Here is a 15,727-nt window from a genome sequence, read left to right on the forward strand (position 1 = left end):
ACCTTAAAAAGCATTATTGAAAGAATATCTTTCTAAGTTTATTATTCCCTTACTTATGACGGAACTTTATATTTTTGACTTTGACGGCGTAATTATTAACTCAGCTGATGACATTGCAGACAGTATCAATGCAGCTTTAAAACATTTTACCTACTGGACCCTTGAAGAAAACCAAATAAAGAATCTTATAGAAGATGACCTTAAAAAAACATTAGTAAATTGCCTTCTCCTTTCTACAAAAAATCATTACAGATGTGACGATGAAGAAAAAACAGAAAGCATATACCAGCAGTTCCTTAAGGAATACAGAAGCAGGGCAACGGACAAGACAAATCTCTATGCAGGAATAAAGGAACTTCTTAAAGTCCTTAAGAAAAAAAATAAATACACTGCCCTTATGTCATTAAAATGTCCGGAGCTTACAGAAAGAATCCTTAATTACTTTGAAATAGATTCTTACTTTGATGTAATCTCTTACTCTAAAAATATAGAAGAGGCAGTAAATCAAATAAATACAAAAACCGGAAGCCACTTTAAATGTCAGGATGCAATTGTTTTATCTGACTGCCTTCAGGACATAGAAAATGCCAGGGCTGCCGGATGTAAAAGTGTAGCAGTTCGTGGAGGCATGGGTAAAAGGGAAGAACTTGTAAAGTGCAATGCGGACCTTTGCTTTAGTGTTGCCAGCGAAATAGAAAAATTCATCAGCATACTTTCTGACCCGGCAAGAGAATCAGAAGTAAAAAACTTTGCCATGAAAAACGAAGTTCCAATTATGCAGGACGAAGGTTCTGACTTTATATGCAGTTACATTAAGGAAAACAATATAAAAAATATTCTGGAAATAGGTTCTGCCATAGGTTACTCTTCCATGAAGTTTGCACGCCTTAATCCGGACATACATGTTACTACAATAGAAATTGACAAAAGCCGCTATGACACTGCAGTAGAAAACTTTAAGAAAAACAATCTTGAGCAGCAGATAAAAATATTTAACGGAGATGCCCTGACCTATCCTATAGAAGGAAAATACGACCTTATTTTTATAGATGCTGCAAAGGCCCAGTACATTAAGTTCTTTGAACGCTTTAAAAACAATCTTGCAGATAATGGAGTTATTTTTAGCGACAACCTTTCTTTTCATGGAATGGTAGAAGATTTGTCACTTACCCATAACTACAGCACCATTAAGCTTGTAAAAAAAATCCGCAAGTACATAGATTTTTTAAAAAACAACGAAGAGTTTACAACTGAATTTTTTGACTGCGGTGACGGTATTTCCATTTCTAAAAAAAAGAGCTGAACTTAAAAAGTCCGGCTCTTAATTAAATTATTTTACTGTATATTTAACACTGTCTTTTTCTGAACCACAGCTTATTTCTATAAGGTGCTCTCCCCTGGTTAAAGGAAGATTCCATGAAAAAGGCATTTCCTTTTTTGCTACAGGCTTACCGTCCAGACTAAGAAAGGCTTCCCTTTCCTTACCGCCGGAAGCAATAACCATAAGCTCCTGTACATTCTCTGGAATTCCAGGATCAAAAATAAATACAGCTTCATTCTTTGGGAACATAATTTCAAACTCACCGTCTGAAAAAAAGTCAGTTGCATTTATATTTCTTCCATAAGCCCAGTGCTGATATTCAGAAGGATAGGTAATTTTTATATGTCCATTTTCTAAAGAATGCCAGTTACAGGTCTGCATATTTGGAACTGCTGTTTTAAGCACATATTCCCAGGCTACAGAAGGACAGGCTTCAGAAGGAGCAAGTCCGGACAAAGTACAAACCTTTACCTTTTGATATTTTTCTGGTTCTGCAAAAGGATCACATCCATAACGTTCTGTTAAAGCATCAAGGATTTCCCTTACAACAAGAGCCGGAATACTGCTGCCTGTTTTGCGTACAACAGTTTCTCCGTCAAAGTTTCCCATCCAGACACCGGCAGTAAATTTACTTGTTGCACCAATGGCTATAATGTTCTGAAACTGATTGGAAGTTCCTGTTTTAAAAATAGAAGGGTAAGGAGTATCAAAAACCTTTGCATGACCAAAGCCAAGCTCCCTGGCATTTTTATCACTTAAAATTGAACACATGATTCTGGCAGTATCTTTCTGATATACCTGATGTCCGTTGAACTTTCCATCATTCACAAATGTAGAAAAGGCATTTACCATTTCGTAAAGGGTAACTTCACTGGAACCTAAAGCTAAAGAAAGGCCTGTAGACTCTCTTGTTCCCCTAAGGGATTCAAAACCCAGTTCTTCAAGCTTAGCCATATACCTGTCTACACCCATATGATAAAGAAGGTAAACTGCAGGAACATTTAAGCTTGAAGCAAGAGCTACCCTGAACCTTACAGGACCATTAAACTGATTGTTAAAATTCTGGGGAACATAAACACCCTTTCCACCAAAATCCTGAGGAATATCCGGTAAAATTGAATTAGGCGAAAATCCGTTTTCAAGAGCAAGGGCATAAAGGAAAGGCTTCATGGAACTTCCCGGCTGATTCTTTACCGTTACACCATCAATCTGACCGGAATGCTGGTCGTCATAAAAATCACTGTTACCAATCCAGAGCACGGTTTCTCCGGTAATGTTGTTTATAACGTAAGCTGCACCATTATGAATGCGGGCATCCTGGTAAGTATGTAGCTGGGAATTAATACTTGTAATAACTTTTTTTGCCAGCTTACTGTCTATGGCAAGATGAAGCTCCGGAGGAATTACTTCCTTTCTGCTTTTATATTCACCAACAAGATGATTTATATAATGAGGAATTTCAAAAGGATATTCATAAAGCTTTGCCGGTTTATAATCCGAAGGCCGCCTTGGGATTTTTGCAAGTTCCTTTATTTCTTTATCTGTAAGATGCCCTGGAGTAATGCCGTAAAAAGTTCTTGCAGCAGAAGCAGCGCCTTCACACTGATATCCAAAAGGAACGTTGTTTATGTAAAGCTCAAGGATTTCGTCTTTAGAAAGATGTTTTTCAAGATGAAGGGCCTTAAAGGCTTCTACTATTTTTTTGCCAACAGTTACCCTTTCCTTGCGGGGACTGATAATTCTTACCAGCTGCATTGTTATGGTAGAAGCACCACTAACAACTGTTCCGGCTTTTTTATTTTGCATCATGGCCCTGATTACAGAAACTGCATCAACACCATTATGAGAATAAAAATTTTTATCTTCCTGTAAAACAAATTCATCAAGAAGTTCTTTAGGGTATTTTTCAAGAGGATAGTATTCACGGTGAAGCCCTTCTTCAAGAGCAAGCACCTGCAGAAGTTTTCCGTCCCTGTCAAAAAAACGGGTACTGTACTGCCTGTGCTTAAACTCTTCAAGTCCAGGATATGGAATCAAATAAAGGGCAAGATTAAAAAGCAGGACTAAGGCAAGGATTCCTCCGGCAATACCAAGAATAATCTTAGCTGCCAGAGGAAGCTTTACCTTCATCATTTTTTTTATGATGAACTTAATGTTCATTTAGAAATATTCCAAACCTGACCTTGTGAACGGCCAAAGATTTCTTCTTCGTACATACATTCAGCTGTAATACATGGAGTGTTATACAAGCCTGATCTTGTTGCACGGAACATAAACTCTACAGTTGTTTCTGTTGGATGGAAGTAATCCCAGAAATACTGAACTTCTGCATCAAATATTTCTCTGTTAGAAAGCCAGTTGTATGAGTACCAGTAGTAATAATAATCATCATCATAATCACTATTACTATTATAACTTCCACGGTTATTATCATACTGACTTCCTGTTGTTGCAAATGCAGCATTAAGGATTTCACATCCTGCAGGTACAGGAACACGCATAGCTACATATTCAAGATTATCTGTAGAAGAAATATAAACCTTTTCCTTGTAAACATTTCCTTCGATAAGGTTGTTATCTGTAACAAGTTCACCAGTCTTAACATCATAAATTTCTGAGTAAACACAGATACCTTCATCACGGGCTTCCTGCTTTTCCGGTGGAATAGCATACTTCATGGAAATTGTGTAATAAAGGTTTCCGGTACCAGACTTTCTGAATTCAACTGGAACTTCTACATTACTCTCGCTTGAAATATCACCAAACTTAATGCGGCGGTCTACAGCCTTAGCTCCAAGACCTTCAAATTCTCCGGAAAGAACAGGTTTGTCGTTAAGATATGCAACTGCCTTAAAGTCAAGGTTCTTAAGGTTACGTCCAAGGATATACTGATTAACGGCTACCATTACGCGAACAGTAGACATTGTAGAAGACCAGTATCCCCTTGCAGACTGAAGCTTAAGAAGTTCAAAAATAAGATGATCATTTACATCATCATCAGGACTAATCTTAGAGAAGAGCTGGAGACAGTAACTGTAGTCATCTGTTGAATCTCCCCACCAGTAGTCATAATCGTTGCTGTCAATATCTGCACCCCTTGATGTAAATGAAATTCTGTTGCGGATTTTCTTTACAAGAGCATCACGCTTTTTATTCATACCAAGCTGGTCATAAGTAAGGGCAAGAGTTGCCATTGAACCTGCATAGCCTTCTATATCCTTTTCAAGTTTAGCAAGGTTAGAAGCAGATGGTTTCTTTCCAAGAAGACTGGCAACATAGTACTGATAAACTGCAGTCATTGAACTGTAGTAATCATTATCCATACTGTCATTTGCTACAGAAATAAGGTAAGAGCCAAGTTTTTCAAGATCAATATTCTTTGTAAACCTAATACCCTTCTGCTGAGCAATGGCAAGAATTTCACCAATGCGGGCAGATACATAAGCATTAGGTTCGGTTCCATTAGGCCAGTAAGGGAAACCACCATTCCACTTCTGAACATTTTCCCATGAATTGATTTCATTTACTGCTACTTCAATTGGATCTGCAACCTCTGACTTAAGGTCAAATACATCTATGTAGTCACCAAATACAATCAGAGGGAATACCTTACTTGATCTCTGTTCCATACAACCGTAAGGATAACGGAATACGTAGTCTACAGCTTCATGAAGCATACCAAGTCTTGTAGGATCAAGCTGTACATAGAATGAACCAACGCCATCTTCTGCAGCAGGAACCTTTATCATTTCTTTTTTAGCCTTCTTACCGTCACCTGTAACAGAACCAATAGAAGTTACTGTTTCAAAGATATAAGGCTTTTCGATTTCGAGAGGGAGATAAACCTTTTCGTTTACCTGCTTACTCTGAACTGTCAGCTCTACAGTAATCCATCCGTTCTTAATTGCATGAACGTTGAACATAAGAGGCTGGGTTGTACCAGACTTAACTGAAATTGTCTTTGTAAGTGAATCAATTACTTCTGCACGACCAGGAGCCTTTAAGATTCCGTTGGCAGATTTTGTTGAACCAGTCTTTTCTGTACCTTCATAAAGGGCAATTGTAACATCTACATCTTCGTCAATTTCTGAGATATTTGAAATAACTGCACCAACTTCACTTACGTCATCAAGACGAAGCTTTCTTGGAAGTACATGACGTACAGAAATAGGATTTGCAACATCCATCTGAGATTCAACAAGGGCAAAATTATCACCTGTTACACCAACTGCTGTAATTCTGTAGGCAGTAAGGGTATCTGGCAATGTGAATGTACAGCTTGCATTACCATCAGCATCAGTAATGATTGATGGTTCAAAGAGAGCTGTAGGATCAAAGTTTTTGCGCTCTGAGAATTTTCCGTCAGCATCACCACCAACAAGGTTTTTAACTTCATAAGTTACAGGGTCCATAAGATATTCACGGCTGTCTCCACCATAAACACAAAGAGGGAACCTTGATGGATTATAGAAGAACTGAACTGGATCAGGTACATGGTAATTAATCAGGTCGATAACACCACGGTCAACTGCCATCAAAGTAATATCTGCATTAGCAAGAGCTTTTCCATTCTTACTTGCATGAACTTTAATAGTAGCCTTTTCTCCAGGAAGATAAGACTTCTTATCTGTTGTAACTTCAATATCGAATGTACGTGATTCCGGACTAACCATAAGGGTTGTTACACCAAAGTAAGGCTTTGGCTTGTCGATATCCGGAGTATTGTAATCATTCTGAGGCTGACCTTTACGAACAGAGAATGATGACAGGGTAACATAAATTACTGGAACGTAAGAGTCTTTAATTTCTACATCAATAACAGATGAACTTTCTTTAAGTTCGATTACTTTTTCTTCAAGAATGCCTTCACGCTCAACAGTAAGCATGTAGCGTCCCTTTTCAAGAGGACTCTGAAGAAGAATCTGTGCTGTATCTCCAACAGAATATTCATTCTTATCAGGAGTCATAGAAAGCTGCTGGGAATTATCAGACCAGTACCACCAGTACCAGTCACCACCAGTTACATAGAAACTGCGTTCTGTAATTACAGAATTTCCGGCAGAGTCTGTAGAAGAAATGCGGAGGGTATAATAACCGCCACGTGGAGGAACAACAGTAAATTCTACAGGTGCTGCAGACAAAGTAAGATCTTCATATTTATCCAGATCTGTTTCATAGTATTTTTCCCAGCGGGTATTAATCTGACCATTCCATGCAACCTGCTGAACTTCCTTCCAGGATTCACGGAGAAGTTCAATATGAAGGGCCTTTGATTTCTTTGCAGGAAGTTCTCCGGCAGAAGGAACAGCTCCATCAGGAGTAACACACACATAATTAAAGCGTACTTCTGTACCCTTCTTAGGGAATCCACCTGACTTAAGACGACCAAGACCAAGATAGTAACGGGACGGATGAACAATTACGGAACTTGCTGCTGTAATAGCCTGATTACCGGAATCCATTACTTCAATTTCTGCACGATAGTTATAAGGTGCACCAAGGATTTTTTCTCCACCAGTTTTCTGAGAAAGGCTGGCTTTACCATCAGCACCAAGAACACCAGAATCAGTGTTAAGGGAAGTACGTCCGTCATAATACTGATGTGTACCAAAAGTCATACCTTCGTATTTCTTTCCGGCAGGACGATAATTGATAGCTTCCCTTGACCAGCTTGCATTATAAGAAGCACCACTCATGCTTCCGCCACCAAGATACTGGGCAAGAACATCTACGTTTACATCATCACCCCTGTAATAGGTAATTGCAGGAGTAGATGCCTTTACTTCAAACCTGAGGCGTTCAAAATACTGAACCTGAATTGTACAGTTTGTATAATCACCACCATTATAATAAGTAATGGTATAGCGGCCAGGTTCAATATCATCAGGAAGAACAAAAGTTCCTGAAGTACAACCATTGTTATCAAGTGTACCGGACTTTTCATAATATACAGAATCACTGTAGTAATAATCTTCCTTTAATTTAATTTCAAAATCACGTTTACTTGTATCTGGTACGGAATATTTACCCTTATAAAGTTCACGATCAATTACTTTATATGAAACCTTTTCACCAGGCTTATAAAGTCCGCGGTCTGTAAACATAAAGGTAACTTTTCTTTTACTTGCTGAATAAGAAGGTGAATAAGAGTCAACACCATAACGCCACATACTTGTTGTATTACCATCAAAAATCATGTGGTCATCATCAGTTGTTACCTCAAAGTAAATTGTGTGACTGTAATCAATATCATAGTTGCGTTCAAAATCAATATGAACAAAACCATTAGCATCTGTAACACCGGAACCAATGATATCATCTCTATAACTATATGGGTCCTTAATAATAGAATCACCTGAATTCCAGCGGTAAATATAATAAGCATTAACTTTTGCCTTCTTAACAGGCTCACCTGTCTTAAGGCTTGTAACCATTACTGCTGCTGAATCATTACCAAATCTTACACTTGCACCAAGGTCTGTAACCTGCACAAGAAGATTATTTGAAGTAGAAGACTGACGGGTTTCATAACCTTCGTTCCACCAGTCATAGTAACGGTAAATGTATTTCATATCAGCATTAAACTGAACCAGTCCGCGATATTCCTTTCCGACTTTTGTGAGGTATTTAGAAAGATCTACAACTTCAATAACAGTTGTATCGTCAGGAATTTTTTCAGGGTCAAGTTCAACCTGTGCGCTTTTTTCTTTAGTAAGGGCTTTTCCTTTATTATCCAGAACACCACTTACCCTATATTCTGAACCAGACTGAATATTCTGATGTTCAAAAGCAATTTTTGGAAGGAACTGGGATTCAAGCATCTTATTGCCTGAATCTTTAAATGATGCATAACTTCTTGCACTTGGGATTTCAATTGTCTTTGTGTAATTTGAACCAAGACTTCTTCCGTAAACATCTTTAAGACCACCCTTGATTGTAAGGGTGTAAGAAGAATTGTATTTTACAGGGAAGTTAGAAAGAGTAAGGCGGGCACCACTAAGATCTACGTTATCTTTTTTTACCTTAAAGCCTTCAAGATCTGTAGTAATGTATTTTGCAATTTCATCTTCTGTACCTGCTTTAAGAGGTGTATTAAAAATTACTACAACAGGATTTGAATAACCATATGAATAAGTATCGTAATAACAATTTTCTATATTAAATTCCGGAATGGTATAAAAACTAAGTTCCTGATCAGAATCCCTTGTTGAAATACAGCCAACATCAGCCGAAGCACCTTCTTCAAGAACAACCCTTACACTTGCTCCTTCCTCAAGATCTTTCTTAAGGGTAAGTACAACTTCGTATTCTGTATTAGCCGCCTTAATATCATAAGGAATGCGGTAACCGCTGCTTGTTACATAAATCCACTGTTTTACATGGTCTACGTTTACTTTTGTATTAAAAAGCACACCTACATCTTTAGCCTGCTCAAGTGGTACTTTATAGTTATCAACATACTTTCCCTGAGAAACTTCTGTATAACCAGGATGAACAGCTAACATCTTTAATCTCTCAGAAAAGAAATAGAATGTTGTCTCATCCGTAAGCTTTTCACCAGTTATTGATTTTAAATCCTCTTTTACTTTAACTGTATAAAGCTTCTGGGGAATTACTTCATCAGTAGAAATAAATGAAAGAGTACTTGTTGTTGTCCACTTCCAGTATCCGTTAAGTGCAGGTTCAATACTTGCATAATCACAAGTTGCTGTCTGCTGGCCTAAGGCTGTAAGTGCAACTACAGGTTTAGTAAAATGAATCTGGACTTTAGGATATTTAATATCCGAATTCATTTCACCCTGAGGGGTAACTAAAGCAACTTTAAAGCTTACCTCAGAAGCTTTTGAACTTTTACTTTTTTTACTACCGGCTGCAAAAACTGTTACAGTCGCCGCACACAGGAGCAAAAGCCCCACAACAGCTGAAAGCTTACGTTTTTTTATAGTCATAAAATACCTCAATTAAAGTGTAATATTTTTATTCGATATGGTATAGTCTTAATATGGCCTTAAAAATCACAATTATTTCAATAGTTTTTATTCTTGTAGGACTTACTTTTTACATTACAGGACTGCTCTTAAAGTCTTCTGTAAAAAAATCCCCTGGAACAAAGATTGCCGGAACAATTTTCTATTTAATGGGAGCCCTAACCCTGGTTTCCGGAATACTGGGCCTCTGTTTTAGAAATGAAATAACAAAAACAGCCCTTCAGGTATATTCCTTAATTTACTTAGTGATAATTTCCATCATTTTCTTTATAATCACAAAGCTTATTAAAACAGAATCCTAATGAGATTCACCGAGGCTTTTTTATGAAAGAAACAATTCACCACGTAAAGGCAAGTACACAGTACAAACGTGAACACAAAGCCGATTACGGTCACGAAAAAATTCAAATCTTATACGAAGACAAAGATATTGCCGTTATCCTTAAACCAAGCGGAATGCTGTCAGTACCCTACCCTGGCAGTAAAGCCCGCACAGCACTTGATGTACTTGAAAAAATAATGAGAGGCAGAGGAGACTGGGCTAAAAACCATAAACCTTTTACCGTACACCGCCTTGACCGGGATACTAGCGGAGTTATGATGTTTGCCCTTAACGAAGCTGTTCAGCATAAGATTATGGCTAACTGGCATACAATGGTTACTGAACGACTCTACCATGCTGTAGCAGAAAATCCCCGGGACCCAAAAAAGACACTGCCGGACTCAGGCCTGATAGATGATGACCTTGCCCAGAATGCCCGCCACGTAGGATATGTTCCAGGAGAAGATGACAAGGCAAAAACTACAGCTGCAAGAACCAACTATAAAGTAATAGAAAGAGGAAGCACCCACACCCTTTTTGAACTTGAACTTGATACCGGTAAAAAAAATCAGATTCGCGCCCACCTTTCCAACAAGGGCTACCCTCTTGCAGGAGATGAAAACTACCGGGCTAAAACCGACCCTTTCCACAGGCTGGCCCTTCATGCCCGCAGCTTAAAGTTTATTCACCCTGTTACAGGAGAAAAGATGCGCTTTGATATTCCTGAACCGGAAGAATGGCTGGAGTATGTAAAAAAAGGTGACAGGCATCCTCAGACCCCTGTATGGTTTAAAAAATTCAAACCTGAACCACAGAAAAATATTCCCCTGCAAAAAACTGAATCAAGAAAATCCCTCAGGCACATGAACTTTATAGAAAGGGGAAAGCACTTTTCTAAATAAAAGTTGTATAAAATATCCAGAACCGGCCTTTTTACAAAGACCGGTTTTTTTTATTTTACAGACTGCCTGCTACTAAACATTTACCTTTGAATTATGTTAATATTGTTCCCATGATTTTTTTTAATACTTTTAAGAAAGCAGCAATTGTCTGTATTTTTTTACTCCTGTCCAGTCAGCTTTACGCAGCAACTATCAGCAGCTATTCAATCAAGGGATTAAAACACACAAAAGAAGATTCCCTTGCACCTTACCTGGATACTTTTATCGGCAAAGACAGTTCAGAAATAGACCTGCACGAAATCGAAACAACACTCCGCTCATACGGAATATTTTCTGATGTAAAAGTAAGCCTTTCCGAAGAAGAAAACACAACAGATGGTACTGTCTTAAACATTGAACTTAAAGAAAAAATTACTTTTCTTCCTATACCATTTGCATTTTATTCTTCCACAAATTATGGCGGAGGATTATTCATATTGAATTCCAATGCCTTTGGTAAAAAAGACACAATGATGGCCGGAGGAATGTTTTTATCAAACAGAATCTTTGGAATGTTCGGATATTCCCACGAAGCCAATGAAAACTCTTTAGGATGGACAGTATTTACCAGCGGCGGAAATGCTGATATTGAATTTACAGATTCCAAAGACGAAAGCTTCCTTGAATTTTCAACAGTAAACTATAACGCAACAGTTTCAATAACAGAAAAACTTAATTCCTTTTGCAAACTAAGTCAGGGAGTTGCTTATTCCTACACCCACTTTAAGGATGATGGTTACGATGACTTTCATAAAATCAGCACAGCCATTGCCTTTGCAGCAGACTTTGTTGACTGGAACGGTTACTTTATGCTGACAAAAGCCCTTACAATTTCAGGGGGACTTGAATACTACATCAGTGATGACTTTACCCAGAACGCAGGCCTTACTTATTTAATGCAGGATAATTTCTTTACAAACAGAATCCGCTACATAATAGACCTTAAAGCTAAATACGAACACAATGTACCTTTAACTTCTTCCATGGAAGCAGGAAACGAAGGAGGAAGAATCCTTTCTGAATATTTCCACACCAGTAAATTTGCCATGGGACGTTTTTCTCTGGAAGCCGCCCTTCTTAAAAAACCATTATTTACTTTATCAATGCTTACTTCTTATGAATGTGACCTGGCAGAAGATTACGATGACAGTCTTGTTGTTTGTCACGGTCCTGGCTGCGGTTTCTATCTTTACCTTGAAAAAATCGCCCTGCCGGCTTTAGGTTTTACCTATTCCTACAACCTGACTGAGAAATACCCTACATTTAACTTTTCTTTAGGAGCTACCTTCTAAAAGAAAAGATTGTTAATGAAAAAGTATCAGACACAAAGAAACAAATACAAATATAAACAAAAAATCCCCGGTCTTATGGATTAAGGTTACCCTCTACTCATAAAACCGGGGATTATTTTTTACAGGCTGATATTAATCATCAAACCTTAAACTTATCTACTTCGTTACCAATGTCTTCGATAGATTCCTTCATCTGGTTAGAAAGATCAGCAAGAGCTGCACCAGTTTCGTTAATCTTACGTGCACCGGTAGACATTTCTGTCATGCCGTCTTTAATGCTGAATGTAGCTTCCTGAAGGCGTTTAATTTCACTAAGAATAGCCTTGTTACCTTCTGCCATTTCTACAGATGCAGTCTTAACTTCGTTAGAAGTATCGTTCATGCTGTTAAGGGCAACGCTAATCTGTTTAGAACCTTCGTTCTGTTCAAGCATTGCATTTGTAATTTCATGAACAAGGTTATTTGTAGAGTTAATTCCGTTAAGAACTTCGTTAAAGGCGTTACTTGCTACCTGAGAAGCACTTACGATTGATTCGATGCTTGCTGTAATAGTAGAAAGCTGCTTTCCGATTGTCTGTGACTGTGAACTTGAATCTTCTGAAAGCTTGCGGATTTCGTCTGCTACTACAGAGAATCCCTTTCCTGCTTCTCCTGCATGAGCAGCTTCGATTGCGGCATTCATAGCAAGAAGGTTTGTCTGTTCTGCAATTCCGGAAATAACGGCATTTGCTTCCTGAAGGGCCTGACTTTCACGCTCAATTTCTTCAATACGGGTATTAACGTCGTTCTGCTTCTGAACACCAACGATTGTCTTCTGTTCAAGATCCTTAAAGGATTCAGCCATTTTCTGAACTGATGTATTTACAGAATTAATGTTACCAATCATCTGTTCTACAGCAGCACTGGCCTGAGTTACGGCTGTACTCTGAGATTCAATCATGCGGTTAAGGGATTCAATATTAGATGCAATTTCGTTAACTGCACCGGCTGTCTGATGTACAGATTCAGTCTGATATCCAACCTGACCGCCAAGACTTTCGATATTGCTGATAATTTCTGTAATTGCAGCAGCTGTATCATCTGTAGAATCCTGAAGAAGTTCACCAACATCAACAAGCTTTTCCTTGGAATTCTTCATTGTCCTGATGATTTCCTGAAGCTTTGCAGAGAACTGGTTAAATCCGTCTACTACACGACCGATTTCGTTATTTGTATTAATGTGGATTCTCTGAGTAAGGTCTGCATCTCCAGTTGCAATACCACGAATTGTTTCTTCTACAACTGTAAGAGGCTTGAGGGAACGGAAGAGCATAACACCTACAACAAGCACGATTAAAACTGCAAGAACAATTCCACCTATAATAAGAAGGTTTGTTACAAGCATGGCTGTTGTATAAATGCGGGTCTCATTAAGCATAACGAAAAGCTTCCATGGTGTACCGGCAACGTTTCTTGAGAAGAATACTTCCGAGTTACCGTTTTCGTTAGTAATGGTTCCTGAAATTTCTTCTTCTGAAGACCAGGCTCTTGAAAGCTGTGAATAAGAGTCAGGCTGTTCAGACTTAATCTTTTCCATATTGGCTCTGGAAATATCACTTGGAATACTTGAACCTACAAGAGTTCCGTTTGAACCGTAAATTGCAAGGTCTCCAACTGAACCAAGGTCAATCTGTGCAAGGGCATCTGATACAGTCTCAGGATCCATTACACCATAGAAGAATCCTATTGTCTTATCCTTATATTTTGCTGCCTTACAAACATGAACTATTGTTCTTCCCGAAACTTCTACAGGGTTGTCAATAAATTCATCCTCACCCTTCTTTATGATTGCCTGATAATAATCAGCTCCGGAAACATTTGAAGTATCTCCGTTATCTGTCCAGTTAACACCATTTTTATCTACGTAACCAATGTATTCAAATACATCAGATCTGTTGTGAATGCGGTTTGTCATCCACTTTACAATTGCGTCAGTTGAAGCACCCTGCTGAACTATATCTGCATTTGCATAATAATCCATTTTAGAAAGGTAACTGTCTATCTGATGTTCATATACAAGGGCACTCTGATTAGAAAGTTCCTTGTACTGCATATAGGTATCTTTTTGAATTTCTGTTCTCGCTGAAGCAGAAACCACAAGAATCTGGACTGCGTCAAGGATAATTACTGTTAATGCAATAATCATGGCAATAAGAATAAAAAGCTTGCCATTCTTTTGCTTTGCCTGTTCCATAAGACCTCCTGAAATGTGAAAACCCATCCTTTAACTATAACATAGTTTTTTAAAAACAGTCATTATTATTCACAAAAGTATTGCATAAAATATATAAAAATTGCACTTAATAAACAAATCGTACCTTTGTTTTTTTTAGATTACCGCTTAATGCAGCCTTTCTTTTTGCATTGAAACAATCTATTTTCATCTATATAATAGGCTTCGCATCAATAATTGTTTTTATTTGGAGAAACGAATGGAAAAATTGAAGATTCTTCTGGCTAAAGGCCGTATTTATGAATCAGTTTATTCACTTTTAAACGACGTAGGAATTACACTTTATCTTCCTGACCGTCAGTACTTTCCTGTGACAAATCAGGATGACCTTGCATTTCAGGTTGTAAAACCACAGATTACCAGCGCCCTTCTTGCACAGAATAAAGCAGATGTTGGATTCAGCGGAAAAGACTGGGTATACGAAAACGGTGTTCAGGACGATGTTGAAGAAATCATGGACTTAGGCTTTGACCCTGTACGCATCGTTGCTGCAATTCCAGAAACTGTAGACTATGACTCACTTCTTAAAAAGCCACTTACAATTGCAACTGAATATCAGGCTTTAAGTTCTAAATGGATTTCTGATAAAAAGATTGACGGTAAAATTTTCCGTACATGGGGAACTTCAGAGGGTTTTGTTCAGGATACACCGGATGCCCTTGCCCAGGTTCTTATTGATAATACTTCTACAGGTTCTTCACTTAAAGCAAACCGCCTTAAGATTGTTGATACTTTAATGGAATCTTCTACAAGAATGTATGCTTCTAAGGAAGCCCTTAAGGATCCAGCTAAAAAGCAGAAGATTATGGAACTTAAGATGCTCTTTGAAACTGTTCTTGCTGCACGTTCAAGAGTAATGCTTGAAATGAATGTTTCTGAAGAAAAGTTTGATGCACTTATTAAGGGTATTCCTTCCATGAAGAGCCCTACAGTTTCTCCACTCTTTGGTGGAAACGGTTACGCTGTAAAGATTGCCGTTAAAAAATCAGAAGTTCCTACACTTCTTCCACAGCTCCATGCTCTTGGTGCAACTGATATTGTTGAATACGGTCTGCGCAAGGTTTTGATGTAATTTATTTAATCTGATATTTATCCCCTTTCATTTTATATGGAAGGGGATTTTTTTTGGTAATTTGTGTGGTTTTTTGTTAAACGATGAAAATATATATATGGGGAATATTTGTTTTTTTTTGAAATCCGCCAGCTTTTTTAATCCGCCTTCTTTTTGTTAAAAAGCTGCATGATTTATAAAAACAGATTTCTCCAAAAAATTAATGTCAAAATATGGAGAAACCATGAAAGAAACCTCTTATTCTAAATCATTAGAAAACCTGACCTTTACTGACGACTATTAAAAGGCCGTGTCTACAAAGATCTGCCTGAAAGCTTTGTAATCTTTATCTGTAAAAATGATCCCTTTAATTTAGGACTTCCCTGCTACACATTTAAAACCTCATGTCAGCAGACAGCCATTAATGACAAAACAGACAAAACAGTAAAATTGTTTTATAATGCAAGTGCATGGGATAAATCAGAGGACGAGGAATTAAAAAGCCTCTTTAAATTTGTCTGTTACAACAAAGCGGAAAGT

General features: G+C 37.9%; 8 protein-coding genes. 5 read left to right on the forward strand and 3 right to left on the reverse strand.

Annotated elements, in window-relative coordinates:
* The first annotated feature begins 55 nt into the window (after positions 1–55).
* Positions 56–1,303 carry an HAD hydrolase-like protein gene (locus K6D58_RS05020; RefSeq protein WP_296828263.1) on the forward strand — a complete coding sequence of 416 codons (1,248 nt, stop codon included), beginning with the start codon at positions 56–58 and terminating at the stop codon, positions 1,301–1,303.
* A 27-nt stretch (positions 1,304–1,330) separates the two neighbouring features.
* On the opposite strand, the gene K6D58_RS05025 is transcribed toward K6D58_RS05020, so the two are convergent.
* A complete protein-coding gene (locus K6D58_RS05025) occupies positions 1,331–3,481 on the reverse strand; it encodes a transglycosylase domain-containing protein (RefSeq protein WP_296828265.1) in 2,151 nt (716 codons plus the stop codon).
* Entirely contained in the window at positions 3,478–9,270 is a 5,793-nt protein-coding gene (locus K6D58_RS05030) for an alpha-2-macroglobulin family protein (RefSeq protein ID WP_296828266.1), read from the reverse strand. Before K6D58_RS05030 ends, K6D58_RS05025 begins: the two co-directional genes overlap by 4 nt.
* Positions 9,271–9,323: 53 nt before the next feature.
* On the opposite strand from K6D58_RS05030, the gene K6D58_RS05035 reads away from it, so the two are divergent.
* From K6D58_RS05035 to K6D58_RS05045, 3 genes are all read left to right on the forward strand, one after another.
* On the forward strand, positions 9,324–9,611 hold the full coding sequence (locus K6D58_RS05035) for a hypothetical protein (RefSeq protein ID WP_296828268.1): 288 nt from the start codon (positions 9,324–9,326) through the stop codon (positions 9,609–9,611).
* A 22-nt stretch (positions 9,612–9,633) separates the two neighbouring features.
* Positions 9,634–10,533, forward strand: coding sequence for an RluA family pseudouridine synthase (locus tag K6D58_RS05040; protein ID WP_296828270.1), 900 nt, complete (start codon positions 9,634–9,636; stop codon positions 10,531–10,533).
* Positions 10,534–10,643: 110 nt separating this feature from the next.
* Complete coding sequence (locus tag K6D58_RS05045) at positions 10,644–11,864, forward strand: BamA/TamA family outer membrane protein (RefSeq protein WP_296828272.1); 1,221 nt, start codon at positions 10,644–10,646, stop codon at positions 11,862–11,864.
* A gap of 139 nt (positions 11,865–12,003) precedes the next feature.
* On the opposite strand, the gene K6D58_RS05050 is transcribed toward K6D58_RS05045, so the two are convergent.
* Complete coding sequence (locus tag K6D58_RS05050) at positions 12,004–14,097, reverse strand: methyl-accepting chemotaxis protein (protein ID WP_296828273.1); 2,094 nt, start codon at positions 14,095–14,097, stop codon at positions 12,004–12,006.
* Positions 14,098–14,335: 238 nt separating this feature from the next.
* Between K6D58_RS05050 and hisG the strand changes: the two genes are divergently transcribed.
* A complete protein-coding gene (hisG, locus tag K6D58_RS05055) occupies positions 14,336–15,208 on the forward strand; it encodes an ATP phosphoribosyltransferase (protein ID WP_296828276.1) in 873 nt (290 codons plus the stop codon).
* The last annotated feature ends 519 nt before the right edge of the window (positions 15,209–15,727 follow it).

Origin of the sequence: Treponema sp., assembly GCF_024696245.1 — a bacterium.
In the GTDB taxonomy this organism is placed as follows: Bacteria; Spirochaetota; Spirochaetia; order Treponematales; family Treponemataceae; genus Treponema_D.